Consider the following 26,107-nt stretch of genomic DNA (forward strand, 5'->3'; position numbering starts at 1 on the left):
ATTGAATTTGGGTCTGGATTTCAAACAGACGGTCTTAAAAAAAATCTGAAACTGTTTGAAGCTGAAGAAACCGGAACCTTCCGAAGGAGATGATCATGGCTGTACCCAAAATTCCTGTAGTGCGTAGAGATGGGCTTATGGGAGAAAAGCCAAGTGATTTTCCCTGTAAAAAAGGCAGCAGGGAAGAAGTGAATGCTCTTGTAAAAATTTGGCTGGAAGAAACTTTAAAGATGATCGTGAATGATGCCAGCGATGTTTCGGTTTCAGTTGTGCAAGGAGAACGAACCACCGTTTTTCATGTCTTATGTGGAAGAGATAATCTGGCAATGGTACTTGGAAGAAGCGGACGCACGATTACGGCCCTGCGAAATCTGGTTACTTCAGCCACTGGCCGTTATGGATTTAGAGCCGTGGTCGAAGTGCCTTACTATCCACCAGCTTCAGGGGGACGGTAAAAGACGTTGCGCCTCAATCACGGCGGCTTCGGCATCCACCAGTCCTGCACCAAACTTATTTTCAAGATTGGGTGTCAGGGGCAGGGCGGTCTTCATCAGCAGCGCCTTGATTTGGGCCGGGGTCAGGTTCCTGTTGGCGGCCCGAATCAGGGCAACCACACCCGCAACATGCGGGGACGCCATCGACGTGCCAAAGGTTTCAAAATAATTCGTTGTCACTGTCAGTAAAGCCACAGCGGGATTTTTTCTCTGTGTCAGCAAGGTCTTAATCTGCAGGCCCAATGCGCGATCAATCAGATAAGCACTGGCAAACAAAGTGTTCTCGCGATCAAACAGGCGGGTGTCTGCGTACTTGTCATCCACGTTGTGAATAAGGACATGGCGTGCACCGGCTCTCATGGCCGAGCGGATCTGATCTGCGAAAGGCATGTCAGTTTTTGCAATCAGTGCAATTTTTCCGCTTAAATCCCGGCCGGTGAAATCTTCGGGGCGACCCAAACCACAGTCCACGACGGACATGTTTTCAGACTGCCAGTTGGGGGGGGTGCCCTGAAAAAGCTCGATAGAACTGCGCAGTTGTTCATTTCCGACAGTCAGGATCAGGGTGCTTTTACGGCCCTTGTTCATGGGGTAAGTGGAAATCACCTCGACACCCGGAGCCACTACAGACACCTCGGGACCGTATTGCGAAAAGCCTGCAATCTGCATGTTCTGATCAACGGCACCAACCGCAATCACGGAAGGGTAGGCCGCCGGGAAAAGAACTTTATCAATGCCGTAGTTTCCTGTGGCAGCCACCACGGAAATTCCCGCACGATCCGCGCGCAGAATGGCCTCCTGTTCCGCAGGTGACGGAGGCCCCATTGAACCCAGGGACATATTGATCACATCAACTTTTTCATTCACGCCCCAGTCGATGCCTTCGACCATGCCGACATTGGAACAACCCATTTCGCTGCAAACCCGCCCGGCCAGAATTTTCGCCTGTGGAGCCACTCCGGAAAAACCGTCTGCATTTTCAGCCGCAGCCACTGTGCCTGCCACATGAGTTCCGTGGCCTGTTTGATCGGTGAAGTCCTCACCCTTACTGAGGCCGGTAAAGTCACGGCCCTTTTCAAAGTTTGCTTTCAAGGAAGGGTGTTTGGCATCAATGCCGGTGTCCAGCACCAACACCCGAATGCTCTGGCCCTTGCCAGCCTTTTCCCACGCATACGGAGCTTTGATGGCGGTCAGCCCCCAGGTGCGTTCGGGCCGTTCGATGGCGACATTGGCAAGCCGGGATGCCCGCAAAGGTTTAAATGCGACTGGAATGGTGTGCTCTTTTTCCACATAGGAAACGCCCGGCAGATTTTTAAGAGCTTGCAGTTGGGATTCGTTTTGGGTTTCGACGATGAAGGTGTTCAGGTTGTTAAGGTTTTTTTGAATCTTAACTGGCAATCGCGCTGTTTCAAAGGTCTTACGATCCTTCATAAACACAAGTGCACGTCCGGCCTGGGCGGTCGGGAGCAAAAGAACAGTCAGCAGAAAAACAAAAAAGGTGAACTTCATCGTCTGAGAAGTTCACCTTTTCATGTCTTTATGTAAAGGGGCTGCCGGGGGGCTTTGAAAGCTTTACGTAAGTGTCAAAAGACTTTACGGGCGGCTTTTTCTTTTAAAGCGTCTTCCACCCAGAATTGAACACCATGGTGGTCCTGAATGTTTCGCATATACTGGCGGATCATTTTGTCTTTGATCTGCACATTGTAGGAAAGGAAGCGGAACACCACCGGGGCAAAGAAGGCATCGGCAATACAGAAGTCCCCAAACAGGTAAGGGCCCTCACTGACTTTCAGGGCCGTCTTCCACATTTCCAGAATGCGTTCGATGTCCTTGATGGTTCCCGGGGTCAGATGTCTGACGTCGCCCTTGTGTTGCAGATCCATGCTAAGTTGAGAGCGCAAGGATGCAAATCCGGAATGCATTTCTGCAGCATAGCTGCGCGCCAGTGCACGGGCACCGATGTCTTCAGGCCATAACTGTGCTTCCGGGGAAAGTTCGTTGATGTATTCAGCAATCGCCAAGGAATCCCAGATCACAATTTTACCGTTGCGCAAAGCCGGAACTTTGCCCGTCGGGGAATACTTCAGAATTTTTTTTGCTGTGTCGGGTTGATCCAGAGTGATGTTGATTTCCTTAAATGGCAAACCGGATTGAACGGCCACCAGCCACGCACGCATGGACCAAGAAGAAAAAGTTTTATCACCGATGATCAGGTCAAAGAACGGCTTGTCGCTGTGAACGTGATAGGCCACGAAAATACCTCCGGCATTTTGTTAAGTGGCCTAGAGTTTAAGCGGAGGCCGGGCTTTCGGCAAGAGTCATCTCGAATGGAGGAGGTGAAGCAGGGCTTCGTTCCTGTTTCTTGTGCGCATATTTGGCCCAGAGCTTCTTCACCCAGTGGTGGGTCAGGGGATTGGTAAAATGGCGCTGATCTTTTTTCTCAAAGACAGCAATGGCGCATTTGTAGTTCATTTTTTCAATATGCCCCTGAATGCTGGCCCCCAGTCGTTCACACATCGAATCCACCTTCAGATCCACACGCGGGGTTCCCACAACAATGTCCGCCGGGGACTGATCCATATAGTAAAGTCCCAGGCCGGTTAAGATTTCGCCCCAGGGGATTTCCTGTGATTGCTTGCGCCACAAGGGCGACAGCGTGAAATATTCCATGGTCATGATCTTGCTGCCTTGTTTGGTCACGGACTTCACGAACTGGGGATCTAGTTCCTTGAAATAGTTGTGATTGCGGTGGGCGTGCAGATTCAGATCAAAAGTGGTGAAAAGATTAAATCCCACCACTTCATTTTTATATAAAAGAACTCCGGCGGCATGGCAGCGAAAGAAGTCGTCGTAATCCAGCTCGACTCCGGCGCGATTTAGCACTTTGCCGAAAGTGTCCTCCCAAAGTCCGAAGACTTCGTTCAGAAGCTCTTTTTGGGAATCGCACACATGATGAAGCGGAATGATTTGATAACTGATGTTTGGCATACACCAAGCATGAAGTCGGTACGGTAAAAATACAGAGTCCAATTCTGCGGAACTTGGACCTTCGCTGGAGGTGTTTTGCTGAAATACAAAAAAAGGACACTGCATCCAGTGTCCTTTTCAGAGTTTATTCTTTTTTGGATGTCCTTATGGCTTGAAGATCGGTCCGTTGCCATCCAGTACACGGTAAGGATTGTCAGCATATTCGATCATGTAAAGCACGGGCTCCAGATTCTTTCTTTGTACTTCAGGAATCACCTGGGCACCCGGATAGAAGCCGCCACCGCCCCAGCCGCTGTTGGCCGGATCAAGTTCAAAGGTGAAAGAGATAATCTTGTGTTCACCGTAAGACCAGTCCGTCGTGTCACCACTGGCAATATACAGCTCGGAGGACTGTTGCGGGTGGTAGCCATTCCATTCCGCCATCTTGCGCGCCATCACCTCGTGAACCTGTTTGTCACGGGTGTTGGAAATGCCTTCATATTGATGACCCCAAGGATACAAAATCAACTGAGAATATGTGTGGAAGGAAAGCAGACTTGTGATGTTCTCGTGCGCCTCCACATAGTTTTTGATCGCCTGAGTTTCAAGTTCGCTGAACGCAGCCGGACCACGATAAGTATCGCTGTTTGGACTTGTGCTAGCACCGCCGCCACCCCAGCCGTAACCATAGTTACGGTTCAAATCCACGCCGTAAGTTCCATTGCTGTTTTGACGACGATTTTTTCTCCAGGATTTATAGCTGCCAGTGGAAATGTCGTATTCTGCACCATCCGGGTTCACCATTGGGATAAAGTGCAGGTCACGGCCATTCACCAGTCGTTGGATGCGCGGGTTGCCGTTGGTGTATTCTGTCAGCAGATACTCGATATAATAAAGTGGCAGTTCGATGGACAGATGTTCGCGGGCGTGGTGTCCACCCATAAAGATGGCAGCTGGCAGGGTGTCGGCATTGGTAAGGTCACCGGAAATGCGCACGGCCCAGATGTCCCGGCCTTCCAATGTTTTGCCAATAGAACTCATTTGCGCGATGGAGGAATGCTGTTGCGTCAGAGTTCTTAGCTTATCCGTCATTTCCGCATAGTTATGAAAGGCAGAATCCTTGGCTGGGAAGTCCATGGCTTCGGTCAGAGGGAAGCTGACCTCCAGAAGACCCAGATCTTCAACGGCCTTTTTTTCTTCCAGACTGCCCATCGCAATCACGTAGTCTTCGCGTGTGGTTTCAATCGTTGCGCCGGTGTTGGCGATCAGGCTGCGTTGGAATTTATCGGTGGCGCGAATTTTCATCCAGTATTGGTTCGTGTCGATGGATTGTGCGTTTTGAATTGGCAGAAGTGCCATCGCTGCAACGGCGACAAGGCCCAGCCACTTGGTGATTTTCATAACCCCTCCTTGGGTGTCTGAGATTCTCAGATACCATATTGTGAGAGGATTTAGTGTTAGGGTACAAGGCTTAGGTAGAGTCGGGCGGACCTAGGTCCAGCTTCAGGCAATAAAAAAGGCTCCATCGTAAAGAGGAGCCTTTTTTAAGAGTTTTTGTAAGTTGGAACAGGCTTAGTTCAGATTGATTTTCTCCAAACGACGGCCGTCAATGCGCACTTCCAAAGACAGATTTCTTTTTTGGCGTAGCACATTCCAGTTGCAGTCCGTCAGGCTGGAACATCCGAAAGAATCATTGAACACAACAGAGTTGCGCACCAGCACATTCACTCGCAAGCGGCCGTTGGATTCAGCGCGAGTCAGATAGCCCTTGTCCATATCGTCCAGAATGAAGTTTCCACCGACGATTTTTCCCACTGGGATTGCAATTTGCGTGGCTTTTTCTGTCAGAATCACTGCGCCGTCATTGGCGGCATGAACTGTGTAGTCTTCCATCAAATTTAAATTCACGCAGCCGGAAACCACAGAGCGTTCGTTATCCAGATTACCGCAGAACAAAACATCCCCGGCTTTTTGTGCGCGAGTGACGTCGTAATCAATGCTTTTAACGGCATAAAGGCTTTTGGCATTTGCAATTCCAGAGATCAACAGCAAGGTCGTCATTACCAGTTTTTTCATGAAACTTCCTTTCGCCTCTTGGCGGGTAAGATATTCGCGGAAATTCACTGCGAAAAGCATTCCAAAGCTGCAACGGGATTTAAGGCTGTTTTAAGGGGGAATGGATGCTTAGTTCCTGACTGATGGGCGTAGAGTGGCACCAGTGGGACTACCAGCGGATTGGCTCGGGCTCGATATCCACGCCAAACTGGCTTTTCACATCCTGGGCGACTTGCTGGGCAAGCTTCCATACGTCATCGGCGGTGGCGCCGCCATGATTGACCAGAACCAGCGCCTGCTTTTCGTACATGCCCACAGGGCCAAGGGTTTTGCCCTTCCAGCCAGCGCGATCAATCAGCCAGCCTGCCGCCAGCTTAAAGCGTCCTTGTTCGTAAGGGAAGCTGACCAGATTTGGATAGGTCGTCAGCAAACGATCACGCAGTTCTTCAGTGACGATGGGATTTTTGAAAAAGCTTCCGGCATTGCCGATCACTTTTGGATCGGGGAGCTTGCTTTGGCGGATGTTGATCACAGCTTTGGAAACACTGCGAGCATCCAGTTCCCAGCCCTGGCGTTCGACTTCTTTACGGATGTCCCCGTATTCAAGCCGCAAAGTGTTTTTCTTTGGCAGGCGGAAGGTCACATCCCAGATCAGATATTTTCCTGCACCTTCCTGCTTGAAGAAACTATCACGATAAGAAAAATGACATTCTTTGTTGGAGAAAACTTTTTGTTCGCCCGATTGCAGATCCAGACAGGTGACTTCCCACAGGCTGTCTTTTACTTCCACACCATAAGCGCCAATGTTCTGAATCGGAGCTGCGCCCACGGTGCCCGGAATAAGCGACAGATTTTCCAGTCCCCAGTACCCTTGGGTCAGGGTCCACTGGACAAAGTCATTCCACACATCTCCGGCTTGTGCTTTGACGAACCAGTGATCGGCGTCTTCGTTCACCAAGGACCAGCCCTGATTGGCGACTTTTAAAACCAACCCCTGAACTTTGAACGGAAGAACAAGGTTGCTGCCGCCACCCAGGATTTTCCAGTTCATTCTTTTGATTTGGGAATCGTTCAGTAAAGAATGCAGATCTTCGGATTTAAGCAACTCCACATAGTGCTCGGCCTGCGAGCGCAGCTGAAGAGTGTTGGCAGAGCTAAGATCTTGGTTTGTGTGAATCTGCATTAAGCAGAGATCATATTAGAAGCTGCCGGTTTTGGCCATCATTCTTTCGAGGATTTGGTCTTTATGGATAAAGCAAATGCCAAGCCCCAAACCCTTGCTCCAGATGACTTCTGCGGCCACATTGTGGGTGCGCTCGACCGTGTCTAGCTTAACTGTGAGATTTAGCAAATCCCCTTTTTGTGGGACATAGTCACCTTGAGACACTTCCAGGAAAGCTCCGGTTTGCGAGATATTGCGAAGCTTGGCCACTAAGATCCCGATGTGGCCATAGACCTCGATGTGGGCCATCTCTTTCGTTCTATAGCGTTTTGCGGCTGTTTTTGAACTCATCAGACACTCTCCGGGATAAAGTGCTTACCTTTATTCTCGGAGAAAAAATCGTGTTGGTAGAGTCCAAAATGGTGCGTTCTCAAATTGGGACTTGATTCTGGACCTTACTTTCGCAAGTACGTCAGAAACGAAAAAGGAATGGGCGTTTCCACGTCACGACGATGTGTCTGGGTGAAAACCTTTTGATCAATTTCAGGGTAATAGGTGTCCCCCGGAAACTCTTTATGGATCAGGGTTAGATAGATTTTGTCAGTGATCGGCATGGCCTGTTTGTAGATCTCGCCACCACCGATAATGAAAACTTCATCACCCCACTTTTCGGTCAAGGGTTTGGCATGTTCGACGGCTTCTTCGATCGACGAAACAAACACCACCGGACTTGATTCGGTGGAAGGGAAACTGTGCTTGGACGGATCGCGGGTGATAACAATGTGATAACGATTGGGCAGGGCGCGACCGTTGAAAGAATCAAAAGTCTTTCTGCCCATGATCATGATGTGACCCTTGGTGGTCTCACGGAAAAACTTCATGTCCTCGGGTAAGTTCCAGGGAAGTCCCCCTTGTGTCCCGATAACACGGTTTTCAGAGCAAGCCACCACATGAGTCAGAATCATACTGCCACCTCGGCCTTGATGCCCGGGTGTGGATCGTAGCCGACGATTTCAATGTCTTCATATGTGAAATCGAAAAGATTTTTCTTTGCCGGATTCAGCTTCAACTGTGGCAGCGGGCGGAAGTCGCGGCTGATTTGCAGTTTGGCCTGTTCCAAGTGATTCAAGTACAAGTGTGCATCACCCAGCGTGTGAACAAAGTCGCCCACTTCAAGGTCGCAAACTTGCGCGATCATATGAGTCAGCAGGGCATAGCTGGCGATATTGAACGGTACACCCAGGAAAATATCAGCACTGCGCTGATACAACTGACAGGACAGTTTTCCGTTGGCTACATAGAATTGGAAGAAAGCATGGCAAGGTGGCAGCGCCATCTTATCCACGTCGCCGGGATTGAACGCCACCACCAGCATACGGCGGGAGTTCGGATTCTTTTTGATCTGTTCAACCACGTTTGTGATCTGGTCAATCGTGCGACCGTCGGCAGTTTCCCATGAGCGCCATTGTTTGCCGTACACCGGACCCAGATTGCCATTTTCATCGGCCCACTCGTCCCAGATAGTCACTTTGTTGTCGTGAAGATATTTGATGTTGGTTTCACCTTTAAGGAACCACAACAGCTCGTGGAAGATGGAGCGTGTATGAAGTTTCTTGGTGGTTAGCAGAGGGAAGCCTTCCTGCAGATTGTAGCGCATCTGGTAGCCGAACATGGAAATGGTGCCTGTGCCTGTGCGGTCTTCTTTTTTCACACCCTGTTCAAGAACTGTTTTGATGAGATCGTGATACTGCTTCATTCTGCCTCCTTGCGGTTGCCAGCTTTGGGAAAAGCGGCGGTCCCTTGTCGCTAGACATTCTATTTTAGCTTCTTGCCTTGTCCACGTGAAAAGTAGTTCCAGATGAATTTGCCGCAGGGGCCTAACTCCTTTGCAGAGTGTCGGGCGATGCTTGTGTGCAGGGTGATCGGTTTTTGTCCCAGCGTCACAAGGGATTTTCGCTTGATTTCCTCTTTAATTGCAAAATCCGGCATACGGCCGTAACCCAGTCCGCTTTCCAAAAAGACCTTTTTGGTCTGTAAATCCTGAACGCTGATCGTGTTTGCCGGATTGATGATTCCACCCGAGCGGTCGGAGCTTTTCACCGTGCTGGAAAGAACAATTTGAGGATATTTCTTCAGATCCTCGGCGGTGGGTTTTTTCAGCTTTGCCAAAGGATGTTTGGCAGCGCAGACCATCACCATGTCCACAGTGAAAAGCTCCTCTGTGATGAGGAGTCCTTTTTCGTTAAAGATCGTGCCTAATGAAATATCGGCATGGTCCTCCAGCAATTGTTCATCTGTACTGAGAACATCGTGAATAATTTTGATCTCCGTCTGGGGGAAGCGTGAAGAGAATTCCTTCAGCGCGCCGACCAAATTCGGGAGGGGCCACAGCGCACTGACGGCCAGACGGATGATCGGTTCATGTCCTCTTTTTAAAAATTCGGCAGTTTCCCCCAGTTCATCGAACTGGAAGATCAGGTCGCTGGCTTTCTTTAGGAAGGCCCGGCCCTGAGGGGTCAATGTCGGACGATACTGGTCCCGGCTGAACAATTTAAAACCCAGTTCGTCTTCCAATGTGCGCATGGAGTAACTGACAGCACTTTGCGCGCGATGCAATTCCTGGGAAGCGGCTCGGAAGCTTCCGGAAGAGACAATAGTTTTAAGGACTTGCAGTTGATCCAGCGTCATACCAGAAAAGTATATCAAAAAAATAGATCATGTTAATAGAAAAATTATAATTTTTTTAGATCATTTAATTTTGTATGATTATTCCAGACGCCAACAACTATGCAAAGAAGCAACAGTACGGGCGCAAAAATAAAGCTACAATGGCGTAGCGCCCGAAGAGAGGAGTTCTTTATGATGTATCAACGTAAATCCGCCGACAGAGGCTATGCGGAATTTGGTGGCTGGCTGAAGTCCATGCACACATTCTCGTTTGCCGACTACTACGATCCAAAATTTATGGGTTTCCGTGATTTGCGTGTGATCAATCAGGACTGGATTGCGAAAGCCTCCGGATTCCCGACGCATCCTCACCGTGATATGGAAATCATCACCTACGTTCTGAAAGGAACGGTGGAACATAAAGACAGTCTGGGCAATGTCGGTCAGATCAAGGCCGGGGAAATTCAGACCATGCACGCAGGAACGGGCATGCGCCACAGTGAATACAATCCGTCCCCGACCGAAGAACTTCAGTTGTTCCAGATTTGGATCATGCCGGACGTGGCCGGGGCCAAACCGGGCTACACCCAGCAGTCCTTCACCCGTGAACAGAAGCTGGATCAGTTCAAGCTGATCGTTTCCAAAGACGGTCGTGAGGGCAGCCAAATGATCAATCAGGACGTGAACCTGTACGCTTCCGTATTCACAGAAGGTCATGCGCAGGAATTCAAGCTGCGTCCAGGCCGCGCTGCCTGGCTGCAATTGGCGGAAGGTGAACTTGAGGTCAATGGTCAGGTGTTAAAATCCGGTGACGGTCTGGCCGTTGAACAGGAAGAGGTTCTAAAACTGAAAGCGTTGCAAGAAACCGAGTTCCTGCTCTTTGATCTGCGCTAAGTCCAAAAACAGAAGGCGGAGTATCGGCTCCGCCTTCTTTATTTTATCACTTCATGAATTTAGTGATGATGATGCCCTTCCGGCTTTACGCGAGGAATGACTTTGAAATCATAAGTCTCGCTTTTGCCGTTTACTTTAAAGGTTACTTTCAAAGTTTCTTCAGCCTTCACTTCACGGTTCGGGTCAAACAGCATGATGTGGTTTCCACCCGGCTTTAGATCCACAGATCCCTTTGCAGGGATGGTCAGCTTTTCCACTTTCTGCATAGCCATGCGACCGTCCTTTTCAACAGTCTCGTGCATTTCCACGGCTTTGAACGGATCCACTTTTTCAATGGCTACAGAAACTTCTTTGTCTGTGGTGTTGGTGAATGTGCCATAGCCTGCTGTCGCGTTGCTGCCTTTAAGGGGGGCAAAGATGCGGGCTTCATTGATGGTCAAAGAGGTTTTGGATTCTTTGGCGGCAAATGCCACGGGACTGAAGGCCAAGGCCAAAGCGGCCAGTGCTGTCATTTTCATAAGTTCTCCTTAATTTTTTGAACAATTTCATCAGCAGAGCGCGGACTTGGAATGGAATCCACGACAATGCCTTTTTTATTTAAAATAAAAATGCGATCGGTGTGGGCAATGGAATATCCCAGATAGGATTTCGGATCTTGCTCCACCATGTAGCTGGCCCCGAACAGCTTGATGGCCTGATCGATGGACTCTTGGGTTCCGGTCAAGCCCACAAAAGAAGGGTTGAACTGTTTGGCGTAAGTGGAAACGGATTCGGCGGTGTCGTTTTTGGCATCGACGCTGATAAAGATCAACTGCACGCGGTCGGCGTCCTTGGAATCAAGTTGCTTGATGGCTTGTGCGGAAAAACTTAAAGCCATCGGGCACACATCCGGGCACTTTGCATAGCCGACGTACAGCAGATTCAAAGGTTTGGCGTGATCTGAAAAAGTCCACGCAGCACCTTCGTGAATTAAACTAAAATCTCCACCCATCCGGGGGCCTTGTTGGGAAAACCATAAGCCAGCTCCCAAGGCGGCCAAAGCCAGGACACCGGCAAGAAAAGCCATAAGCATTTGTTTTTTAAAGGACTTCATTGTTTTTATATAAAGCCGAATGGCGCCGCCGCCAAGCTGTAGCATGGCAACTGCAACATCATGCTGCGGGGAAGTTATCTTTTGACTTTCGTTTGGGCCTTTCGTAGGTTGGCCGGGTAGTTAGGGAGTAGTCGAAAATCTTCCCGGATTTTGTTTAGGCCGACATACTGAGTGATGAGCTCCGGTTTAAACGCAAAAGGATCGCAAGATCCTCTGTTGACGAGACTGACACGAGTGTTTTTAACAAGCACCGTGTGGTCTCGTTTTCTTTTTTGAAGCAGCCCCCGCGGTCATAACCGTATCGAGGGCACATGGAAGCAATCATCAATTCATTCTTACTGGTCGCCGCCACGGAAATGGGCGACAAGACTCAATTACTGGCTTTGGTTTTGGCGTCAAAATATAAAAAACCCTGGCATGTGATGGGTGGTATTTTCGTTGCCACCGTGTTGAATCATGCCTTGGCAGCCTGGGCGGGGGAATGGATCGCAGCCACGGTTCCCAGTCAGTGGCTTAGCTGGGCGCTGGCGCTGACGTTCTTTGGTTTTGCTCTGTGGATTTTAATTCCTGATAAAGATGATTCCGACACCAACGACATGAAGTGGGGAGCTTTCTGGACAACGACAGTTCTTTTCTTCTTTGCAGAGATCGGCGACAAAACCCAGCTTTCCACCGTGGCTTTGGCGGCGAAATATCAAAGTCTGACTTTGGTTACTTTAGGCACGACAATGGGGATGATGTTCGCGGACGGTTTGGCGGTGGTCTTTGGTGAAAAGCTGACGCAGAGGATTTCAATGAAGTGGATCAATTACGGGTCGTCGGCTTTGTATGTTCTTTTTGGAGTCGGCATTCTGATGCGCTAAGAGGCTGTATAAAAAGGTGACAGATAAGTTTTGCAAAAGCCTAAGTGGCCGAAAACAAAAGCTCTTTCCCTCTTTCCGCAGGGCCGTTTATTGCGTCTGGAAAGGGGGAATCGGGGCCCCTATACTCTCACAGTTTCTATGATTTACGAGCCAGTGGGAGTTTTATGAAAAAGCCAGCCATCGTTTTCTTCTCAGTTCTTTTCTCTGCGATCATTGTGCAGGCGGCACCTGTGGTCAGTAAAACCACCACGGAAGTTCTGGGCTTTTCCAATATTCTGGGAACCGATGCCACTTCCTGTAATTACTCTGTTGAAAACCGCAAAGATCTAAAAGGCCGCGATGAAGTGGTGGTGTCTTTGACTTCGGACAAGGAAACATCCATCACAGATTCGATCCGCATTCCTGCTGACAAGCTGCCTTTGAAAGAGGGCGTCCTGCAAGTGCGCCCGGGTTTAAGCATCACTTATAAAAAAGGTGTCCTGACCAAAAAAGAAAAGCTGCCGTCTGAAGGACCATCCGGTCAGGACTATCAGGTGATGATGGTGAAGGTCAGTCCGGATCTGAAAGTGGTTTCTTTGGGCTACGCTTTGGATTCAGTAAAAAGCATCTTCTCTGAAAAGGCCCTGGCCGAAATCAACTGTACGTTCTAGATGTGGCTTTAAAAATGCAAAAGCGAGATTCGCCTTCGCCAATCTCGCTTTTGGTGGATCTCCTGTCCGAAATAACAGGAGGTGTCCGATGCGCAAACCCCAATACTTGCGTTATCGACGCATTTTGAAGATTACTAAAGAGCTTTTGCTTATTCTGGCTATGATTTTAACGATCATTCTCCAGTTGAAACAACTTTAAGAGATCTTTGAAGCGGCCTCCGGCGTGTATCAGGCCCATGGACCAGTGATTGGGAGACGGGCCTGCGAACCTCGGAAGGGGAACACATGGACGGGGCTGGCGGGGGCACCTGTGTACTGTTGCGGTCTTCTGCGGCTCTAAGTAATTTCTAAAACAAAAAAACCGCAGTTTTACTTGCGGGTTTTTTTATTATTAATTTTCTGTGTGGACGGGGATTACTGGAAGTTCTGAACTTGCGCGATGTACGGCAGGTTTCTGTAGTAACCCTGATAATCCAAGCCGTAACCCACCACGAACTCGTTTTGGATTTTGAAGCCGACGTGGTCTATGTCGCATTTTACTTTCAAAGCATCCGGCTTTTCCAGCAAGGACACTGTTGTCAGGCTTTTTGGTTTGCGGGACTGAATGGCATTTTTCAGATAGTTCATGGTCAGGCCGGTGTCCACGATGTCTTCCACCAGAATCACGTGGCAGTTTTCAATCGGGCTTGCCAGATCCAAAGTCACTTTCACTTCGCCGGAAGATGAAGTCCCGCCGTGGTAAGAAGCCACACCGAAGAATTCGCAAGTGATGTCGGCGTCAATCGCACGAACCAGATCGGAATAGAACATGAAGGAACCCTTCAGGACACAAACCGCCACCACTTTTTCATTTTTAAATTTTTTGGAAAGAGTCGTGCCCAGCTCTTTTACTTTTTGCTGAATTTGCTCTTCAGTGATGTAGGGTTTTAAGGAAAGATTCGTCATGGTGGTCCTTTCTCCAACTTTACACGAAGGAGTTGTTCATGATTTCGCCAAAGCCCCCGCCGCCTGGGACGATGTATTGTTTGTCGTTCAGGCCTCGTTCTTGATCCCAAAACTGTCCGGGAGTTGCCTCTAAAACTGCCTGAGGGGACAGTCCCCGGTCAAGTCTTAAGGCATAGATTACGACCTCGGGATGAGCTGCCAGTACATTCTTCAAATATTCCGGGGTCACAATCAGATTCAGGGCGATAAATTTACGGGCCGGGCCCTCGATATGGGTCTTGTAGTGTTCAATGGCCGTGACCATGGTGTTTCCGGTGGCTCCCATGGGGTCGGGGAAGATCACATGGGCGTCTTTAACGTCACCGCCGATTTTCATACCGCCAAACTCCGCCCCGGTCACAGTGTCTTTGCTGTTTGTCACGCGGGCGGCAAAGATATGGTCCTGACGGACATTTTGAGCGGGCAGGGCATAGTGCAGGAAATTGTAACAGATATGGCTGGGATAAGTTCCGGCACGGGCCAGGTTCACACTGACGGCTTTCTGTGATGTCTGGATTCTGTTCCCGGAAAGCTTTTGTTCGGGGTGGATCGCCGTCATACGGGTGTCCTGTTTGAACGCTTCGATCTGGAATTCATTATTGATCGTGATTGAAATCATGTGGGTGTAAAGAACTTCCACGATGCGGTTGATTTCAGGCTGGAATGTATCCGGGGAACACAGGCGGGCCAGAAGACCGTTCAAGAAAGGACTGTCGATAAGATGCACTTGCGGGCCATAATGATGGGCCAGTTCCTGCTGAAATGTCATGATGTAGCCTTTGGTGTTTAATTACCTTTTTCAAAATCAACAAAGATCACAAACTCGCTTTGACCGGCACGGAAGCGTGGGGAACGAAGGATTTTGTAGATTTCAAAGTTCATCAGATCATCTTCGATAGGGCGGTCGATGCCGGGGCCCGGAGGCAAAACACCGGACATAAAGAAGCCGGTTTCGCCCCCGATTTCAAAAATAGCGGGGAAGGACTTGCGTTGTAATTCCAAAGTGCCACTCGGGGAGGGCTCCAGCCAGTTTCTTTGAATTTCCAGATTGCCACGCAGGCTGTTGTTTTCAAGATCACTCAGCTCAAAGAATGTCGTCAGACCAATTTCCATGGAAGGGTTCATGCGGTTTTTGGCGGCGTATGACCATTGCAGGGTGCGGCTGGCGCTTAAAGTGCGATCTTCCTTGTGCAGAATCACGATGTCCGAGTGATCCAGCACATTCTTTTTAAAATCAGGCAGGATGCCTGCGGTGTATTCGTTAAAATTCATAAACTGCCCGGTGGACCGGCTGACGGTAAAGATCGTATTCAGGCGACCTCGCGGGACTTCAGCGTAGTAAACAATCAAATGCGCGCCGGTGCGAGCTGTCGGGCTTGGAGTTGGCGATGCGCCCGGAGTTGCAGCCACGGCCAGAGCGGCAGTTGCTGGAGGAGGTTCCACCTTATAGGCATCAACCACGCCATCTGCTGCTTCCGAAGACTGTGAGGTGGATTCTGAACTGGCTTCAGCCACAGGAAGGGCTTCGGGCAGATCGGTGACGCCGCTGGTGGAATTGATTTGCACGGTGGATTTCAGGTACTGAACCCGGCGTTCCAGATTTTGCTGGCCTTTTTGATAAAGCGTAATGCCAACGCCGCCTGCAACGACAACAACCAAAGAAAGCTGAATCAGCGGATTGCCAATAAAACGTTTCCAGGCAGGTGGGGTTGCGGGTTTGAAGCTTTCCATGTCAACGCCACACTGCGCACAGTATTTGTCTTCAGGTTGTTGAAAACCACAGCGGGGGCAGTTGATAAGCATGCAATCAGGGTAAGACAAAGCGACTTGACGCTCAATAGAATAATTCATACCTTGAAAATCCCACAGGAATTTCAAACCAGCGAAAGCGCGCGATCATGAAGAAGTATAAGCCCAAATCCGGTGAAAAAATTGAACGTCACGAAGAAGAGATCCCGCCGAAGGTCGAGCTTCCCTTTGAATTCTCCCCGGAGCACTATCCGGTGTTGCTGCAAGAGGTGCTGGGGGCGTTCTACCCTCTGAGACACAAAAGTGAATTGAGTTATTTTGATGGAACCTTTGGGCGAGGTGGACACTACATGGCCATGAAGTTTGCCTATCCCCAGATGAAAGCCACGGTCATGGACCAAGATCTGACTGCGATTGCCTACGCGCAAACCCGCTTCCCGACTGAGGTCGAGAAGGGCCAGTTAAAGGTAATCCACGGTAATTTCTCGCAGTTTTCGGAACACAATCTAAATAACTTTGATATGATGCTCTTAGATCTAGGTGTGAGTTCTCCGCAATTGGACCAGGGGGAACGAGGCTTTAGTTTTTATAACGATGGCCCCCTGGATATGCGAATGAACCAACAGCAGGGATTGACGGCTGAGGTGCTTATTAATACGGCTTCTGAGGATGAACTCATTCGAATCTTCAAAGAGTACGGCGAGGTCTATCGCCCTTCCAGAGTCGTGCGCGCGATTGTGAACGATCGCAAAACCAAAGCATTTCAGACAACCAGTGCCCTGGCAGGCTTGATTGAGCGTGTGGATGGATGGCAGGTCAAAGGCCATCACCCGGCGACCAAGTATTTCATGGCTTTGCGGCTGGCGGTGAATTCCGAACTGGAAGTGGTGGCAGAGTCCTTGCCGAAAATGATCCGCGCACTGAATCCAGGCGGGCGTTTGGCGGTGATTTCCTTCCACTCTCTGGAAGATAGAATTGTTAAGAATATTTTCCGTGCCTCTGAGGATATGGGGCGCACGGTGACTAAAAAAGTAATTGTTCCCACTCAGGAAGAGTGTGACAGAAATTCTCGCTCGCGTTCAGCGAAGTTGAGAATCTTCGAGAGGAGTGCTCAGGATGAGCAAGGAAAACTTTAAGCAGCTAAAACCTTTCTTCAGCATCCTACTTATTATTTTCACGCTGTTTTCCATCGTCTTCCTGCAAATGGAGGAGCGCCGCATGGGCTACAGCGTTCTGAAACTGACCCGCGAACACAAAAAAGTCTGGGAAGACAAACGCACCAAGGAAATTGCGCTGGCGAAGATCACGCGTCCGCAGTTGCTGGATTCCGTGGCACAGCAAAAGTTCACACTTAAAAAAGTACAGGCAAATCAGATCATTCATCTTAGCGGTCAATTGGCCAGCGACATGAATTCCGTATCTGAAAAAGGTATCGCAAAAAAGGATCTGTAGTTTGAAATCACGTATTGTTGTCATCTTTGTAGGGATTCTGGTTCTGTGGTCCGCACTGGCGATGCGTGCGGCTTATTTGCAATTTTTGCCGAATGATCGTCTGAACAATCTGCAAAATCGTCAGTTTCAAACCAAGGTTTCATTGCCCGCCCGTCGCGGAGCAATTGTGGACAGCAATGGTCGTGATCTGGCGATGTCGGCGGCGGCTTATTCCCTGTATGCCGACCCCAAGATCATGGAAAATCGCAAGCAGGTGGCCCGTAAGCTGGCCAAAGTCCTAAACCAGTCATCGGAATCAATCTATTCCAAAATTAAAGACGGCAGCCGCCGTTTCGTCTGGATTCAGCGCATGCTGGAACAGGACAAGGCTGATGAAATCAAATCTTGGGATATTCGCGGACTGTCGTTCGTGGAAGAATGGCGCCGTGTTTATCCGAATGAAACTTTGCTGGCGCAGACGTTGGGTTTCCTGGGCAGTGAAGGTCAGGGGCTTGAAGGTTTGGAGCTGGGCTACAATCAGGCGCTGACGGGTAACAAGAAAAAAGTCATGGTCAAGCGTGATGCCCGCGGGCGTCCGCTGATCAATGATGGGTTGATGTTCATTGAAAATCCCGAGGGCAGTGAGCTGAAGCTCACGGTGGATTCTGATCTGCAGTATCGTCTGGAAAGTGAACTGGCCAACGCGGTATCGACGTTTGAAGCCGATCATGCCGTGGGTGTGATTCTGGATGCAAAAACCTCTGCGGTTCTGGCTTTGGCTTCCGCACCCACTTTTGATGTGAATAAAGCGACAAAGTCCCCGGCGGAATATCGTCGTAATAAAATTGTGACAGATGCATTTGAACCGGGCTCTACCATGAAGGCCTTTGTGATTGCGGCGGCTTTGCGTGACGGACTGATTCAGCCCAATACAAAGTTCTACTGTGAAAAAGGAAGCTTCCGTGTCGGTGATCGCATCATCAGAGAAGCTGAAACCAAAGAAAAGTTTGAAGACCTGACCGTTTCAGAAATCCTGGCGGTATCCTCGAATGTGGGCACAACCAAGATCGCCTTTAAAATGGGGCAGGAAAGACTGCGCCAGGGACTTTTGGATTTCGGTTTCGGGCAGCGTTTGGGTGTGGATCTTCCGGGAGAAGCGCGCGGCATGGTGCAGGCGTTGCCTTGGAGACCGCACTTGCTTAGTAATATTTCCTTCGGCCACGGGATTTCGACAACGCCTTTGCAAATTGCCAACGCGTTTGCCGCTATTGCCAATGGTGGTGTGTTGAATACGCCGTACATTGTTCAGTCCATGCGTGATGCGGAAACCGGGGAACTGGTGGAAACTCAGCCAAAACCAATTCGTCGTATTCTGTCTGCTGAACAGGCTTCGCAGATGCGGGCTATGTTGTTGGGGGTGACCACCAAGGGCGGTACAGGCGGCAATGCCCGTGTTGATGGCTTCATGGTTGCGGGTAAAACCGGAACAGCGCAGAAGGTGAATCCGAATGGCCGGGGATACCTGAAGGGTGTTTACGTTTCCAGTTTCGGTGGTTTCATTCCGGCGAATGATCCCAAGTTTGTGATTTACATTGCTGTGGACTCTCCGCGCAAGTCTTACTATGGTTCAACAGTGGCGGCTCCGGTGTTTGCCCGTGTGGCTTCATATGCTGTTCGTAAAGAGGGTATTGCTCCATTGCCACTGGCGGAAGAATCCACCGTAAATCCAAAAACACGCAAGATCGCGGCGGAAAATCCAAAGCCGGTTAAAAAGGTTGCGGTCCCAGAGCTTCTGACGGCGGCGGAATTGGATAAAGCCACAGAGATGGAAACTGTTGAAACAGTTCCGAATCTTCTGAATATGACAACGCGTGAAGTGCTTCGCCGAATCAGCGGACAAGAGCTGAAGGTGAAATTCGTCGGGCAGGGACTGGTCAGCGATATTCAGCCAAGTGCGGGTTCGCAAGTTCCGGAAAATAAAGAAATCACGGTCATTCTAAAATAGCAAAGGTAGCAAAGGTACGGACTTACTTATGGTAGTGCGGTTGCAGCAAATGGAGCGCTGCTGCTACCATAAGTAAGTCCGTACCTTTTTTTTACCAGAGATTTTCGGCTTTAAGCTGTTCGATGGCCAGTTCTTTGGCGTAGCGGCTGCCGTATTCACCGTTTTCAACATCCACAGTGTCCGTGAAATTTGTCGCAAAAACGTATTCGCGGTCTTTGGTGGTCAGAGTTCCGACAAACCATCCGATTCGTCGTTTCAAAGTGGTGTCGGTGTATCCGGAGCCGGTTTTGCCGCTGAACTTGTTTCCCGCCGGGGTTGTTTCCAGGAAAATGATTTTTTTGGTCAGATCCTGGGATTTTTTGGTGGCTGGCAACTTGTCGTACAAAAGCTTCTTCAGGAAGTCCGTTTGCTGGAAAGCGGAAATTTTCAAAGAAAACCCCTTCTCCTCTTTCACGAACGCCGCCGGAGTCAGCCAGGCTGTCTTAATTCCTCCGGAAAGATCCTGGTTGCCATAGTCAAATTTGCGCAGGTAGTTCTGCAACTTTTGAAAACCCATTTTTCCGGTAAGAACCTGCGAATACCATACAGTGGAATTTTTCATCCATGAAGCAGCTGTTTGATCCTGATTCCACGCAGGGATGGAGTGCTTTTGTTTGTTCCATTTGAATTTCGTATTTTCATTTTTCAAAAGACCGGAATCAAATCCCATGACAGCCAAGGGCACTTTAAATGTGGAACAAGCCGGAAGCTGCACATTGCAGTTTTCCTCGTTGATGGACTTTTGGATTTGTCCGGTTTGGGCATCAATCAGCAGGAAGCACACGGCTTTACCGGGATAGAGATCGGTTTTGACAGGTTCTGGAGCCGGGGCGGATTTTTCAACCGGTGCAGGAGAGGAGCATCCGGCAGTTAAAATGAACAGCGAGATAAGAAGATTTCTTTTCATGTCAACTCCTTGAGAATTTTTAGGGTCTCATAATTTTTTTTAAAGGTCTCGTATATTTTCCGTCTGAAATTCGGAAGTGATGAAAACTCTGGTGGATTTTCAAGGGGTTAGGGCGAGGCGCTGGTTTTGCTTAAGGCTTGCGCAGCAGCAAAATTATCAGAGCATTCTTGTTGCTATCAAAGGAGCTTTGCATGAAAGTGTCGTCTATGGAAACCACCGCCATTCCACCGGAAAATCAGCTAAAAAAGTATTTCAATCTTCCAGGGTTCCGACGTGGTCAGCAGGAAATTATTTCGGCTGTGTTGTCCGGTCGGGATGTTCTGGCGGTTTTGCCCACGGGTGGCGGAAAGTCCCTGTGCTATCAGTATCCTGCTGTTGTGATGCAAAAGCTGGTGATTGTGATTTCTCCTTTGATTGCCTTGATGAAAGATCAGGTCGCATCATTGCAGCGCTTTGGTATTCCGGCGGGCTGTCTGCATTCCGGACAAAGCGACGAGGAAAAGCGTCAGGTCTTTGCAGAGATCAACAAGGGCGGCGCTTTTGTGTTGTACCTTTCCCCGGAACGCGCCCAAAAAGAGGGTTTCCATCGTTGGGTGCAGGCTCGTCAGGTGGGATTGTTCGCTATTGATGAGGCTCACTGTGTTTCCCAGTGGGGGCATGACTTCCGCGAGGAATACGCTCAGCTGAGCATTCTGAAGAAGCTCTGCCCGGATGTGCCGGTTCTGGCTTTGACGGCTTCTGCCACGCCCACTGTGCTGGATGATATTTCCAAACAGTTGCAGCTTAAAAAGCCGGAACGCATGGTCCACGGTTTTTATCGTTCCAATCTTTTCTATCAGGTCGAGCTGTGTGAAGACGAAGATGCCAAAATGGCATTGCTGCTTCAGGGGATCAAACAGACTCCTGAAGGGCGTATTATCGTTTACTGCGGGACCCGCAAAGTGACTGAAAATATCGCCGCGTTCCTGCAAAAGAAATTCGGCGCACAAGTCGGCTTTTATCATGCGGGACTCAGCGCGGAATTGCGTACGACCACACAGGACGCCTATGCTGAAGGCAAGTTACGCATTTTGGTGGCGACCAATGCCTTTGGAATGGGGATAGATCAGCCGGATGTTCGCTTGGTCATTCATTTCCAGATTCCTGCAAACATTGATGCTCTTTATCAGGAAATGGGACGTGCCGGTCGTGATGGCAAGGAATCCACCTGTCTGACTTTGTATGCAAAAAAAGACAAGGGTTTGCAGTCCTACTTCATTCACAGCTCAGAAGCGCCCGACGCAATCAAAGATGCCCGCTGGCGCAACTTGGACGCTTTGGTGAATTATTCCGAAGGCGGGGAATGTCGTCATGCTGAGATCCTGACTTACTACAAGGATTCCCAGCGTATTGAACGCTGTGGGCATTGTGACAGTTGTGATACGCGATCAGGTCGCAAGGTTTTGAAAGTCATCACGCCGCTTGAAAAACTGGATATCGCCGTAGAGAAAATCAAATCCGCAGCCAAACCGAAAAAGTCCAAAGGTGGCGCACAGGAAATTGTTTTGGATGAAATGCAGGAACAGCGTCTGGCGCAACTGAAACGCTGGAGAAAAGAAAAAGCCAAAGAGCTGGATGCTCCGGCCTTTGTGGTCTTCAGCGATCAGACTTTAAGACATTTGGCGCAGAAAAATCCGCGCAGTCTGGACGAGATGAGAAACATCTATGGCATCGGTGAAGCGAAGCTGGAAAAGTTCGGCTGGGATGTTCTGGCAGAACTGGGTCAGCACAGATAAAAAAAGGCGATGATTTCTCATCGCCTTTTTTGTTTTCTTAGTAATTCATGCAGTTTTCTATATTTTTATAAACTCCGCTGGTGATTTCCGTGGGATTTCGTACGGAGTAACGTCCGTAACCTTCTCCGGTCCAGTTACAGATAAATCCGCGGGAAGCTGTGCCCAAAGACTGCTGGCAGGAGGAAAGTTGTGAGTATCCATAGTCTGTTTTTCCAATTCCCTGATTGGTGGCGATCACATAAGGCTGAGAGTTGTTTCCATTCCACTGACACAAAATGCCTCGTGTGGCGGTTTTGATGTTCTTCGCGCAGACGTCATAAGAGGAATTTCCATAACCAGTCTTGCCTACATTGCGAGAACCCTCACTGATAACATAGGCGGAATAGCCGGTGCCATTCCAACTGCACATAAGGCCGTTGGCGGTGTCTTCAATGGCCTTTTGGCATCCTTCCAGTTCGGAGTAGCCGTGGTCAGTTCTACCGACTTGAACACCATCAGATGTGCGATATGCCACATAGTTAGTTCCACTCCAGTTACAAACCAATTGCCCACCTGCACGGCGTGCCTGGCGAATATTATCATCGCAGTTTTCGGCATAAGTGAAACCACGTGCGGCTTTACCGATGAAGAAACGGCGGGACTCATTGTAAGGTTGATTGTTGGAACCATTCCAACGGCAGCTTAAAACATCAGCATAGCGGTCCGGACGCCCATTGTTGTGACCCTGTGATGGAGGCGGTGGAGGTGTGGGCTTGGATGTTTCTGCAGGACGGACGACTTTCAGGGCAGGTCGGGATTCGTCCGAATAGGCCGTCACTTCGATATCCGCTTCGGACTGCATGGATTCCGCACGAATGTCGATAGCGGAAATACGCTCACGTGAATTTAGATCCTCAGACATCGCAGTCTGTTGATTTTGAAGCAAAGAAGACTTGCTGAACTCCAGAATTTTTATTCTTTTGCCTTCGCTCGTGATCAGATAGGCTTTGTGAGTCAGTAGTTTGCTTTTAACCGCTTTGATAGAGATTTTTCGAATGGATGTCGCCGGTTGAACTTCCAGTCGGTACACCAGCCCTTGTGTTTTGCGAGTGATGTACAGAAACAGACGGTTGTTGATAGATTCGACACCCTGACATTTTAGGGATTCATTTTTTCGCGCAGGCGGAAGATTTGGGGATAGAAGGCTTCCAGGGCGTCAATGGAGGCTTTCATTTCCGGAGCATAACATTCATCGTACTTCACATAGGCATCCGAGCAATTTAGCAGATTCCACTGATAGGCCAAAGATTCCGCCAGACTATTCATCGTACTTCACATAGGCATCCGAGCAATTTAGCAGATTCCACTGATAGGCCAAAGATTCCGCCAGACTCAGGCGGTAAGATTCTTTTTGTGTTGAGCTGGATGAAGCCTCCAGAGCTTCAGATATTCGCAGGGATTTGAATTTTTGCAAAAGTTCAGAGTTCATCTTGGCTGCCAGATCTGTTGGGTTTTGGATTTTTTGAACCGTGCCAATGAAAGTCAGGAATTCTTTTAAGCGGCGAATGCTGTCGTCGGATTCAAACTGTGTCTGATGGACAGAAACTTGAGTGGCATTCTGGCAGCGATAGGCCCTGGCGTGTGCATTTTCCTTTTTGCCGATCTGGCTGAAAAAGGCGGACTGTTTTACCGGATGCAGAAGGTACTTGCCCGGTGCGGGATCACCGAAGACCTCGTGATGTTTGCTGCCGTACAGGCTGTTTTTTTCCAGAATATTTTCTTTACTGACCGCCACCGCGGAATGAACGAGATATCCGTCTTCGCTATATGTCAGCAAAGTTTCGGGTTCCAGCTTTTTAAGATTCAGGGGAATTTCCTGACAGTGGTGTTTCAGATAGTGTTCAATTTCCGCGCTGGATGTGTAAACTTGTGTACGGGTGTAGCCCAGACTTAAAAGGGATGTGTTAAAGCAGTTCGGACCATCCTGATAGGAGCTCATTCTGGCAATAATGGTGGCTTGTTCTAAAATGCCTGTGGCCTGCCCCGGCAGGGCAAAAGAAAAAAATAAAATGAAGGCAGTTAGAAAGCGTCCGGGCATAGAGGCTTTTAAAGCAAGCCCGGTGCCAGATTCCCTGAGAGCCTATTTCATATGGACTCTCAGGGTGTCTAAGGCTTTGACAGAGTGGTTAAGGCAGCGGCACTGAATTCAGGTATTCGCCGATTTTCATCAGAACCGGCATCGGGATTTCATGGCCTCCACGGAAGCCCATCAAAGACCCTTTCATGCCGTTTTGGTTCAGCAGTGTTTCCAGCTTTTGCGCCTGCTTGAAGCCAAGAACAGCATCCTGTTCACCATGACTTTGGAAGAACTTTTGTCCCGCACGATGGGGGATATATTTCTTCCATTCTTCCTGATGCACCAGTGTGCCGGACATGATCACCAGTCCCGCCGGGGTTTCCGGAGCACGCAGATAAAGTTCCGTTGCCAGCATGGCCCCTTGGCTGAATCCGCCTAAAATAATTTTATTCCAGGGGACGCGGAGCTGTTTGATCATCTCCATGGTCAGATCATAGGCCTTGGCCATGCCTTTGGGGGTGTCGTTGCTGAAGTCACGATGTTCACCGCGTTCTTGCGCGCGCTGAATTTCCATCATGTCAATTGTCCACCACGCACGGCCTGTCCAGCCCGGGCCAATGGGGACTTCCAGATTTCCGTTGGGGAAAAGCCAGTTGAAGGTTTTCTTTGTGGAAATGATTTCCCCCAGAGAAAACAGGTCATTGGCGTCTGCGCCATAACCATGAAAGAAGATGACCCAGGGCGCATCATCGTCGTGATTTATTTCTTGGCAATGTATTTTTCCGAGTTGTCTCATATCTGAGTCCTAAGTTACTCTTAGTGCGTGAAACTGCAACATCTCTTTTCCATTCTTCCGGGAATTCCTGAAAACGCATTTGCTCATATTGAAGTGACGGGAGTTTTCAACGATGCCCGCCTGGTGACACCAGGTTCGGTCTTTGTTGCCATTCGTGGCAGCAAGTTGGACGGGCACAGCTTTTTAGCTGATGCCGCCAGCAAAGGCGCCGCTGCCTTGGTGGTGGAGGATCGTACGCAGGTTCCTGCGGAATTTGCCGGTGTGGTGTTGCAGGTTCCGAATTCCCGCGAGGTGCTGGATATTTTAGCCAGTCGTTTTTATTGGGACCCGGGGCAGGAATTGTTCTGTGTCGGGGTGACCGGCACCAACGGAAAAACTTCCGTGACCTACATGACCGAAGCTATTTTGAATCACGGAAAAATCCCAACCGGCGTGATTGGAACCGTGAACCATCACTTGGGTGAAAAAGTCTGGCCATCTGAAATGACCACGCCTGATCCTGTATTCCTGCAGCGCCGTTTGCGTGAGTTCCGGGCCGAAGGCGCGATGGCGGTGGCGATGGAAGTATCATCTCACGCTTTGGATCAAAAACGTGTGGACAGTGTGCCGTTCAATACGGTGATCTTCACCAATCTGACTCGCGATCATCTGGATTATCATCAGACTATGGAAAACTATCTGGAGGCCAAGCAGCGCCTGTTCACGGATCTTTTGTGGAAGACTCACAAGCGTCCGTGTTTCGCGATCATCAACACGGCAGATAAGTATGGTCGCCGTTTGCGCGTGGCTGATCCGGCGGTGCTGTGGACTTATGGTGCCAAGGATTCTGATATTCGCTATGAAATCATCAAAATGGATTTCGCCCTGACTCATTTCAAAGTGTGGACTCCTTTGGGAGAATCCGAAGTGAAGCTGCCAATGTCGGGCACTCACAATGTGATGAATGCTTTGGCGGCATTGGGGGCTGGTTTGTCGGCGGGTCTGCCGCTGGGTGTTTGTGTGGAAGCTTTAAATTCTTTCACCGGGGTTCCGGGGCGTTTGCAGTCTGTTCCCAATGACAAGGACCTTGCGGTGTTTGTGGATTATGCGCATTCACCGGATGCATTGGAAAATGTTCTGACGTCCCTGAACAAGGTTCGTGAAAATCTGCAATCGCAGGCTCGCATCTGGACAGTCTTTGGCTGTGGCGGGGATCGTGACAAGGGCAAGCGCCCCTTGATGGCGCAGATGGCATTGAAATATTCCGACGAGGTGGTCATCACCTCAGACAATCCGCGCACAGAAGATCCCGAGGCCATTATTCAGGATATTCTGACTGGCGTGGCATCTGCGGATAAAACCAAAGCCACCACCATCGTGGACCGCAAAGAGGCGATTTCCGAGACGTTAAAAAAAGCCCGCAGCGGAGACGTGATTCTTATCGCCGGTAAAGGGCATGAAGACTATCAAATCATCGGAACACAAAAGTTCCCGTTCAGCGACGTGAAAGTGGCCGAAGAGGCTTTGCAAGGAAGGTAACG

General features: G+C 49.5%; 29 protein-coding genes. 9 read left to right on the forward strand and 20 right to left on the reverse strand.

The window, feature by feature from the left end; genetic code table 11:
• The first annotated feature begins 95 nt into the window (after window positions 1–95).
• Window positions 96–455 (forward strand): KH domain-containing protein, encoded by a 360-nt coding sequence (locus EZJ49_RS15115; protein WP_262553082.1) that lies wholly within the window; start codon window positions 96–98, stop codon window positions 453–455.
• On the opposite strand, the gene EZJ49_RS15120 is transcribed toward EZJ49_RS15115, so the two are convergent.
• From EZJ49_RS15120 to EZJ49_RS15165, 10 genes are all read right to left on the reverse strand, one after another.
• Window positions 441–2,003 carry a S8 family serine peptidase gene (locus EZJ49_RS15120; RefSeq protein WP_262553083.1) on the reverse strand — a complete coding sequence of 521 codons (1,563 nt, stop codon included), beginning with the start codon at window positions 2,001–2,003 and terminating at the stop codon, window positions 441–443. The genes EZJ49_RS15115 and EZJ49_RS15120 overlap by 15 nt on opposite strands.
• Before the next feature lie 74 nt (window positions 2,004–2,077).
• Window positions 2,078–2,746, reverse strand: a complete 669-nt coding sequence (locus tag EZJ49_RS15125; RefSeq protein WP_262553084.1) for a glutathione S-transferase family protein — start codon at window positions 2,744–2,746, stop codon at window positions 2,078–2,080.
• 37 nt (window positions 2,747–2,783) lie between these two features.
• Window positions 2,784–3,482, reverse strand: coding sequence for a hypothetical protein (locus tag EZJ49_RS15130; protein ID WP_262553085.1), 699 nt, complete (start codon window positions 3,480–3,482; stop codon window positions 2,784–2,786).
• Window positions 3,483–3,626: 144 nt separating this feature from the next.
• On the reverse strand, window positions 3,627–4,862 hold the full coding sequence (locus tag EZJ49_RS15135; protein ID WP_262553086.1) for a M14 family metallopeptidase: 1,236 nt from the start codon (window positions 4,860–4,862) through the stop codon (window positions 3,627–3,629).
• 171 nt (window positions 4,863–5,033) lie between these two features.
• Complete coding sequence (locus tag EZJ49_RS15140) at window positions 5,034–5,537, reverse strand: hypothetical protein (RefSeq protein ID WP_262553087.1); 504 nt, start codon at window positions 5,535–5,537, stop codon at window positions 5,034–5,036.
• A gap of 148 nt (window positions 5,538–5,685) precedes the next feature.
• Window positions 5,686–6,699: a UDP-N-acetylmuramate dehydrogenase gene (gene murB, locus EZJ49_RS15145; RefSeq protein ID WP_262553088.1), complete on the reverse strand. Its 1,014-nt coding sequence runs from the start codon at window positions 6,697–6,699 to the stop codon at window positions 5,686–5,688.
• 15 nt (window positions 6,700–6,714) lie between these two features.
• A complete protein-coding gene (locus EZJ49_RS15150; RefSeq protein ID WP_262553089.1) occupies window positions 6,715–7,029 on the reverse strand; it encodes a PilZ domain-containing protein in 315 nt (104 codons plus the stop codon).
• Window positions 7,030–7,133: 104 nt separating this feature from the next.
• Window positions 7,134–7,643 carry a dihydrofolate reductase gene (locus EZJ49_RS15155; protein ID WP_262553090.1) on the reverse strand — a complete coding sequence of 170 codons (510 nt, stop codon included), beginning with the start codon at window positions 7,641–7,643 and terminating at the stop codon, window positions 7,134–7,136.
• Window positions 7,640–8,434: a thymidylate synthase gene (locus tag EZJ49_RS15160; protein ID WP_262553091.1), complete on the reverse strand. Its 795-nt coding sequence runs from the start codon at window positions 8,432–8,434 to the stop codon at window positions 7,640–7,642. Before EZJ49_RS15160 ends, EZJ49_RS15155 begins: the two co-directional genes overlap by 4 nt.
• A 59-nt stretch (window positions 8,435–8,493) precedes the next feature.
• Window positions 8,494–9,384, reverse strand: a complete 891-nt coding sequence (locus EZJ49_RS15165) for a LysR family transcriptional regulator (protein ID WP_262553092.1) — start codon at window positions 9,382–9,384, stop codon at window positions 8,494–8,496.
• A gap of 153 nt (window positions 9,385–9,537) precedes the next feature.
• On the opposite strand from EZJ49_RS15165, the gene EZJ49_RS15170 reads away from it, so the two are divergent.
• On the forward strand, window positions 9,538–10,239 hold the full coding sequence (locus EZJ49_RS15170; protein WP_262553093.1) for a pirin family protein: 702 nt from the start codon (window positions 9,538–9,540) through the stop codon (window positions 10,237–10,239).
• Window positions 10,240–10,298: 59 nt separating this feature from the next.
• Here the strand turns inward: EZJ49_RS15170 and EZJ49_RS15175 are convergent, their stop codons facing one another.
• The gene (locus EZJ49_RS15175; protein ID WP_262553095.1) at window positions 10,299–10,757 is read right to left on the reverse strand and encodes a copper chaperone PCu(A)C; all 459 of its coding nucleotides are present in this window, start codon (window positions 10,755–10,757) and stop codon (window positions 10,299–10,301) included.
• Window positions 10,754–11,377: an SCO family protein gene (locus tag EZJ49_RS15180; RefSeq protein ID WP_262553096.1), complete on the reverse strand. Its 624-nt coding sequence runs from the start codon at window positions 11,375–11,377 to the stop codon at window positions 10,754–10,756. Before EZJ49_RS15180 ends, EZJ49_RS15175 begins: the two co-directional genes overlap by 4 nt.
• 266 nt (window positions 11,378–11,643) lie before the next feature.
• Between EZJ49_RS15180 and EZJ49_RS15185 the strand changes: the two genes are divergently transcribed.
• Window positions 11,644–12,195 (forward strand): TMEM165/GDT1 family protein, encoded by a 552-nt coding sequence (locus EZJ49_RS15185; protein WP_262553097.1) that lies wholly within the window; start codon window positions 11,644–11,646, stop codon window positions 12,193–12,195.
• A 164-nt stretch (window positions 12,196–12,359) separates the two neighbouring features.
• The gene (locus EZJ49_RS15190; protein ID WP_262553098.1) at window positions 12,360–12,845 is read left to right on the forward strand and encodes a hypothetical protein; all 486 of its coding nucleotides are present in this window, start codon (window positions 12,360–12,362) and stop codon (window positions 12,843–12,845) included.
• A gap of 414 nt (window positions 12,846–13,259) precedes the next feature.
• Here the strand turns inward: EZJ49_RS15190 and hpt are convergent, their stop codons facing one another.
• From hpt to EZJ49_RS15205, 3 genes are read right to left on the reverse strand one after another with little or no spacing between them, the layout of a single operon-like run.
• Window positions 13,260–13,790 (reverse strand): hypoxanthine phosphoribosyltransferase, encoded by a 531-nt coding sequence (hpt, locus tag EZJ49_RS15195; protein WP_262553099.1) that lies wholly within the window; start codon window positions 13,788–13,790, stop codon window positions 13,260–13,262.
• Between the two features lie 19 nt (window positions 13,791–13,809).
• Window positions 13,810–14,598 (reverse strand): uracil phosphoribosyltransferase, encoded by a 789-nt coding sequence (locus tag EZJ49_RS15200; RefSeq protein ID WP_262553101.1) that lies wholly within the window; start codon window positions 14,596–14,598, stop codon window positions 13,810–13,812.
• Between the two features lie 17 nt (window positions 14,599–14,615).
• Window positions 14,616–15,680 (reverse strand): hypothetical protein, encoded by a 1,065-nt coding sequence (locus EZJ49_RS15205; RefSeq protein WP_262553102.1) that lies wholly within the window; start codon window positions 15,678–15,680, stop codon window positions 14,616–14,618.
• A 47-nt stretch (window positions 15,681–15,727) separates the two neighbouring features.
• Here EZJ49_RS15205 and rsmH point away from each other — a divergent pair, with 47 nt between their 5' ends.
• From rsmH to EZJ49_RS15220, 3 genes are read left to right on the forward strand one after another with little or no spacing between them, the layout of a single operon-like run.
• Entirely contained in the window at window positions 15,728–16,714 is a 987-nt protein-coding gene (gene rsmH, locus EZJ49_RS15210) for a 16S rRNA (cytosine(1402)-N(4))-methyltransferase RsmH (protein WP_262553103.1), read from the forward strand.
• Window positions 16,695–17,030, forward strand: coding sequence for a histidine kinase (locus tag EZJ49_RS15215; RefSeq protein ID WP_262553104.1), 336 nt, complete (start codon window positions 16,695–16,697; stop codon window positions 17,028–17,030). The genes rsmH and EZJ49_RS15215 overlap by 20 nt, the downstream gene beginning before the upstream one ends.
• A gap of 1 nt (window position 17,031) precedes the next feature.
• Window positions 17,032–19,014 (forward strand): penicillin-binding transpeptidase domain-containing protein, encoded by a 1,983-nt coding sequence (locus tag EZJ49_RS15220; protein ID WP_262553105.1) that lies wholly within the window; start codon window positions 17,032–17,034, stop codon window positions 19,012–19,014.
• A 91-nt stretch (window positions 19,015–19,105) separates the two neighbouring features.
• On the opposite strand, the gene EZJ49_RS15225 is transcribed toward EZJ49_RS15220, so the two are convergent.
• Complete coding sequence (locus EZJ49_RS15225; RefSeq protein WP_262553106.1) at window positions 19,106–19,960, reverse strand: penicillin-binding transpeptidase domain-containing protein; 855 nt, start codon at window positions 19,958–19,960, stop codon at window positions 19,106–19,108.
• A gap of 191 nt (window positions 19,961–20,151) precedes the next feature.
• Here EZJ49_RS15225 and EZJ49_RS15230 point away from each other — a divergent pair, with 191 nt between their 5' ends.
• Window positions 20,152–21,735 carry a RecQ family ATP-dependent DNA helicase gene (locus tag EZJ49_RS15230; RefSeq protein ID WP_262553107.1) on the forward strand — a complete coding sequence of 528 codons (1,584 nt, stop codon included), beginning with the start codon at window positions 20,152–20,154 and terminating at the stop codon, window positions 21,733–21,735.
• 37 nt (window positions 21,736–21,772) lie between these two features.
• On the opposite strand, the gene EZJ49_RS15235 is transcribed toward EZJ49_RS15230, so the two are convergent.
• The 4 genes from EZJ49_RS15235 to EZJ49_RS15250 all read right to left on the reverse strand — a co-directional run bounded on the left by EZJ49_RS15235 (window position 21,773) and on the right by EZJ49_RS15250 (window position 24,587).
• A complete protein-coding gene (locus EZJ49_RS15235) occupies window positions 21,773–22,852 on the reverse strand; it encodes a beta-sandwich domain-containing protein (RefSeq protein WP_316963681.1) in 1,080 nt (359 codons plus the stop codon).
• Window positions 22,853–22,872: 20 nt separating this feature from the next.
• The gene (locus tag EZJ49_RS15240; protein ID WP_262553108.1) at window positions 22,873–23,040 is read right to left on the reverse strand and encodes a hypothetical protein; all 168 of its coding nucleotides are present in this window, start codon (window positions 23,038–23,040) and stop codon (window positions 22,873–22,875) included.
• Entirely contained in the window at window positions 23,033–23,812 is a 780-nt protein-coding gene (locus tag EZJ49_RS15245; RefSeq protein WP_262553110.1) for a hypothetical protein, read from the reverse strand. Before EZJ49_RS15245 ends, EZJ49_RS15240 begins: the two co-directional genes overlap by 8 nt.
• Before the next feature lie 88 nt (window positions 23,813–23,900).
• Entirely contained in the window at window positions 23,901–24,587 is a 687-nt protein-coding gene (locus EZJ49_RS15250; protein ID WP_262553111.1) for an alpha/beta hydrolase, read from the reverse strand.
• Between the two features lie 27 nt (window positions 24,588–24,614).
• On the opposite strand from EZJ49_RS15250, the gene EZJ49_RS15255 reads away from it, so the two are divergent.
• Window positions 24,615–26,105: a UDP-N-acetylmuramoyl-L-alanyl-D-glutamate--2,6-diaminopimelate ligase gene (locus EZJ49_RS15255; RefSeq protein WP_262553112.1), complete on the forward strand. Its 1,491-nt coding sequence runs from the start codon at window positions 24,615–24,617 to the stop codon at window positions 26,103–26,105.
• Window positions 26,106–26,107: the final 2 nt, after the last annotated feature.

The organism is Bdellovibrio bacteriovorus (assembly GCF_025558485.1).
Taxonomy (GTDB): domain Bacteria; phylum Bdellovibrionota; class Bdellovibrionia; order Bdellovibrionales; family Bdellovibrionaceae; genus Bdellovibrio; species Bdellovibrio bacteriovorus_G.

Coding starts and splice junctions, on each gene's coding strand:
- EZJ49_RS15115 (WP_262553082.1), top strand. CDS start 96: ATGGCTGTACCCAAAATTCCTGTAGTGCGTAGAGATGGGCTTATGGGA.
- EZJ49_RS15120 (WP_262553083.1), bottom strand. CDS start 2,003: ATGAAGTTCACCTTTTTTGTTTTTCTGCTGACTGTTCTTTTGCTCCCG.
- EZJ49_RS15130 (WP_262553085.1), bottom strand. CDS start 3,482: ATGCCAAACATCAGTTATCAAATCATTCCGCTTCATCATGTGTGCGAT.
- EZJ49_RS15135 (WP_262553086.1), bottom strand. CDS start 4,862: ATGAAAATCACCAAGTGGCTGGGCCTTGTCGCCGTTGCAGCGATGGCA.
- EZJ49_RS15140 (WP_262553087.1), bottom strand. CDS start 5,537: ATGAAAAAACTGGTAATGACGACCTTGCTGTTGATCTCTGGAATTGCA.
- murB (WP_262553088.1), bottom strand. CDS start 6,699: ATGCAGATTCACACAAACCAAGATCTTAGCTCTGCCAACACTCTTCAG.
- EZJ49_RS15150 (WP_262553089.1), bottom strand. CDS start 7,029: ATGAGTTCAAAAACAGCCGCAAAACGCTATAGAACGAAAGAGATGGCC.
- EZJ49_RS15155 (WP_262553090.1), bottom strand. CDS start 7,643: ATGATTCTGACTCATGTGGTGGCTTGCTCTGAAAACCGTGTTATCGGG.
- EZJ49_RS15160 (WP_262553091.1), bottom strand. CDS start 8,434: ATGAAGCAGTATCACGATCTCATCAAAACAGTTCTTGAACAGGGTGTG.
- EZJ49_RS15170 (WP_262553093.1), top strand. CDS start 9,538: ATGATGTATCAACGTAAATCCGCCGACAGAGGCTATGCGGAATTTGGT.
- EZJ49_RS15175 (WP_262553095.1), bottom strand. CDS start 10,757: ATGAAAATGACAGCACTGGCCGCTTTGGCCTTGGCCTTCAGTCCCGTG.
- EZJ49_RS15180 (WP_262553096.1), bottom strand. CDS start 11,377: ATGCTACAGCTTGGCGGCGGCGCCATTCGGCTTTATATAAAAACAATG.
- EZJ49_RS15185 (WP_262553097.1), top strand. CDS start 11,644: ATGGAAGCAATCATCAATTCATTCTTACTGGTCGCCGCCACGGAAATG.
- EZJ49_RS15190 (WP_262553098.1), top strand. CDS start 12,360: ATGAAAAAGCCAGCCATCGTTTTCTTCTCAGTTCTTTTCTCTGCGATC.
- hpt (WP_262553099.1), bottom strand. CDS start 13,790: ATGACGAATCTTTCCTTAAAACCCTACATCACTGAAGAGCAAATTCAG.
- EZJ49_RS15200 (WP_262553101.1), bottom strand. CDS start 14,598: ATGACATTTCAGCAGGAACTGGCCCATCATTATGGCCCGCAAGTGCAT.
- EZJ49_RS15205 (WP_262553102.1), bottom strand. CDS start 15,680: ATGAATTATTCTATTGAGCGTCAAGTCGCTTTGTCTTACCCTGATTGC.
- rsmH (WP_262553103.1), top strand. CDS start 15,728: ATGAAGAAGTATAAGCCCAAATCCGGTGAAAAAATTGAACGTCACGAA.
- EZJ49_RS15215 (WP_262553104.1), top strand. CDS start 16,695: ATGAGCAAGGAAAACTTTAAGCAGCTAAAACCTTTCTTCAGCATCCTA.
- EZJ49_RS15225 (WP_262553106.1), bottom strand. CDS start 19,960: ATGAAAAGAAATCTTCTTATCTCGCTGTTCATTTTAACTGCCGGATGC.
- EZJ49_RS15230 (WP_262553107.1), top strand. CDS start 20,152: ATGAAAGTGTCGTCTATGGAAACCACCGCCATTCCACCGGAAAATCAG.
- EZJ49_RS15240 (WP_262553108.1), bottom strand. CDS start 23,040: ATGAATAGTCTGGCGGAATCTTTGGCCTATCAGTGGAATCTGCTAAAT.
- EZJ49_RS15245 (WP_262553110.1), bottom strand. CDS start 23,812: ATGCCCGGACGCTTTCTAACTGCCTTCATTTTATTTTTTTCTTTTGCC.
- EZJ49_RS15250 (WP_262553111.1), bottom strand. CDS start 24,587: ATGAGACAACTCGGAAAAATACATTGCCAAGAAATAAATCACGACGAT.